2 protein-coding genes are annotated in these 3025 nt (G+C 70.9%); both read left to right on the forward strand.

The features are described from left to right. The first annotated feature begins 227 nt into the window (after positions 1-227). Positions 228-620, forward strand: coding sequence for a chaperone modulator CbpM (locus ACY45C_RS13140; RefSeq protein WP_462187907.1), 393 nt, complete (start codon positions 228-230; stop codon positions 618-620). Beyond that, on the forward strand, positions 617-3025 hold a 2409-nt coding region (locus ACY45C_RS13145; protein WP_462187908.1), incomplete at its 3' end, for an ATP-dependent Clp protease ATP-binding subunit. The genes ACY45C_RS13140 and ACY45C_RS13145, both read left to right, overlap by 4 nt.

Consider the following 3025-nt stretch of genomic DNA (forward strand, 5'->3'; position numbering starts at 1 on the left):
GTGGAGTCGTCACCTCTGGTTGCGAACGCCATCGGGTTCGACCTACGGTCACATGGGTAATCGGACCGCTACCCAGAGATGATCCGGCTCGACCGTACCCGCGCCCAGGCCCGGTCTCCGCCGCACGGGCGGTGTGCTCCTCCGGACCGGCCCTCCACATCCCCAGGTGGGCGGGGGACCACCGGATCGGCCCATCAGCAGGAGGCATCCATCAGCAGGAGGTAATCGTGGGAAGGGCAGCCGGAAGCGATCCCGACCCGACCGTCCCGACCGTCCCGGTCACCGGGATCACCCACCTGGGCGGCGTCGAACCCGGTCTGGATCTTCTCGGGCTGGACTCCTTCTGCCTGCGCACCCGGCTGGGCCCGGACATCGTCCGCCGGCTGGTCGCCCTCGGCCTGCTCGACGTGCGCGTCGGCCAGGCGGGGCAGTGGTGGCTGCCGGTCTGCGCGGTCGGGCAGGCGGTGCGCATCGAACGGCTGCGCCGCGACCTCGGCATTACCTATGCGGCCACCGACGTCGTGCTGGACCTGCGCGACCGCATCGACGAACTCGAACAGCGCATCCGCGGCCATCGCGACGGCCCCGGCCGTGCCGGCCCCGGCGAGGAGTACCGATGAAGTCGACCAAGCTGACCGAGAGCGCCCAGGACGCGTTGAAGGCGGCCCAGACCAGGGCGATGCGGTTCGGCCACACCGAGATCGACGGGGAACATCTGCTCGCCGCGCTCATCGAGCAGCCGGACGGACTGGTCCCGCGCCTCATGATCGCATCGGGTGGTACCCCACCCGCCCTCACCGGTGCGGTGGAGGCGGAGCTGGAGCGCAGACCGCGGGTGTCCGGGCCGGGGGTCCGACCGGACGAGGTGTACATGACGCAGCGTCTGTCCAGGGCCCTCGACGCCGCCGAACGGGAGACACACCGCCTGGGCGACGAGTACATCTCGGTCGAGCACCTGCTGCTGGCCCTGCTCGAGGAGGGACCCACGACACCGGCCGGCCGGATTCTGCACGAGCAGGGTCTAACCCGGGAACGCCTGCTCATCGCGCTGACCCGGGTGCGCGGAGACCGGCGCATCATCTCCGCCTCGCCGACGGCCACGGACGACGCGCTGGAGAAGTACGGACGCGACCTCGTCACCGACGCCCGCAACGGCCGCCTCGACCCCCTGATCGGGCGGGACGCCGAGATCCGCCGAGTGATCCAGATCCTGTCCCGCCGGACGAAGAACAATCCCGTGCTGCTCGGCGACCCCGGAGTCGGCAAGACCGCGATCGTCGAGGGCCTCGCCGACCGGATCTTCCGCGGGGACGTTCCGGACAGCCTGCGGAACAGGAGGGTGTTCCAGCTCGACCTGGGCGCGCTGGCGGCCGGGACGGCGCACCGCGGTGCGTTCGAGGAACGACTCAAGGCGGTTATGGCCCAGGTCACGGCGTCCGAGGGGCGGATCCTGCTGTTCGTCGACGAACTACACGCCGTCCTGGGGGCGGGTGCCGCCGAGGGGACGACGGATGCCGGCAACGTGCTCAAGCCGCTACTGATCCGCGGCGACCTGCACCTGATCGGGACGACGACACTCGAGGAGTACCGCCGGCAGATCGAGTCCGACCCCGCGTTCGCACGCCAGTTCCAGACAGTCATAATCGATGAACCATCAGTGACGGACACCATCTCTATCCTGCGCGGGCTGCGAGGACGGCTGGAGATCTTCCACGGGGTTCGGATCGCCGACGCGGCACTGGTCTCGGCGGCGGTGCTGTCCCATCGGTACATCAGCGACCGTTTCCTGCCGGACAAGGCGATCGACTTCGTCGACGAGGCGGGCGCCATGCTGCGCACCGACATCGACTCGATGCCGACCGCCCTCGACAAGATCACCCGCAGGGTGGTCCGACTGGAGATCGAGGAGGCCGCGCTCGCGCAGGAATCCGATCCGGCGAGCATCGCCCGGCTGGACCAGCTCCGTGGGGAGCTCGCCGACGTGCGGGCCGCGGCGAACGCGATGCGCGCGCGGTGGGAGGCCGAACGCCAGGCCATTCGGCGAGTCCGGGGGCTGCGGGAGGAGATCGAACAGGCCCGACGGCGGGCCGAGGAGGCCGAACGGGCACACGACCTGGCGACCGCGGCGGAACTGCGCCACACCCGCCTTCCCGAACTGGACCGGCGGCTCGCCGACGAGTCCGAACGGCTCACCCCCCGGCGGGGCGGCCACCGGTTGCTGCGCGAGATTGTGACCGCCGACGAGATCGCCGATCTGGTCTCCCGCTGGACGGGGATCCCGGTGGCCCGGCTCCTCGAGGGGGAACGGGAGAAGCTGCGACGCCTCGACCAGGTCCTGCGCGCCCGGGTCGTCGGACAGGACGAGGCGGTGAGGCTCGTCGCCGACACGGTGCTCCGGGCCCGCGCGGGCATCGGAAACCCGCGCCGCCCGATCGGGTCATTCCTCTTCCTCGGGCCGATGGGGGTCGGGAAGACCGAGCTGGCCCGGGCCCTGGCGACGGCCCTGTTCGACTCCGAGGACAGTCTGATCCGCATCGACCTGGGCGAGTACCAGGAGCGGCACAGCGTCGGCCGGCTACTGGGCGCCCCACCCGGCCAGACCGGGCCCGTCGAGGGCGGGCAGCTCACCGAGGCGGTACGACGCAAGCCCTACGCGGTGGTGCTGTTCGACGAGATCGAGAAGGCACACGCCGACGTCCTCAACGTCCTGCTGCAGGTCCTGGGCGACGGTCGGCTCACCGACGCCCGGGGACGCACCGTCGACTTCCGCGACACCGTCGTCATCCTGGCCTCCGGCGTGGGGTCCGAACGGCTCACGGGCGGTCCGGACGCTGACGGGACGGCCGGACCCGAGGTCCGCGCTCGGATCACGGCCGACCTGCGCCGGGCCTTCCGGCCCGAGTTCCTTCACCAGGTCGACGAAGTCGTGCTGTTCTCCCCGCTGACCCTGCCCGAGATCGAGCGGGTCGTCAACCTGCTGGTGGACGACCTGCGGGCCCGATTGGCGGATCGGCGCATCACCCTG

The sequence above is a fragment of the Frankia sp. CcWB2 genome (genome assembly GCF_977927585.1).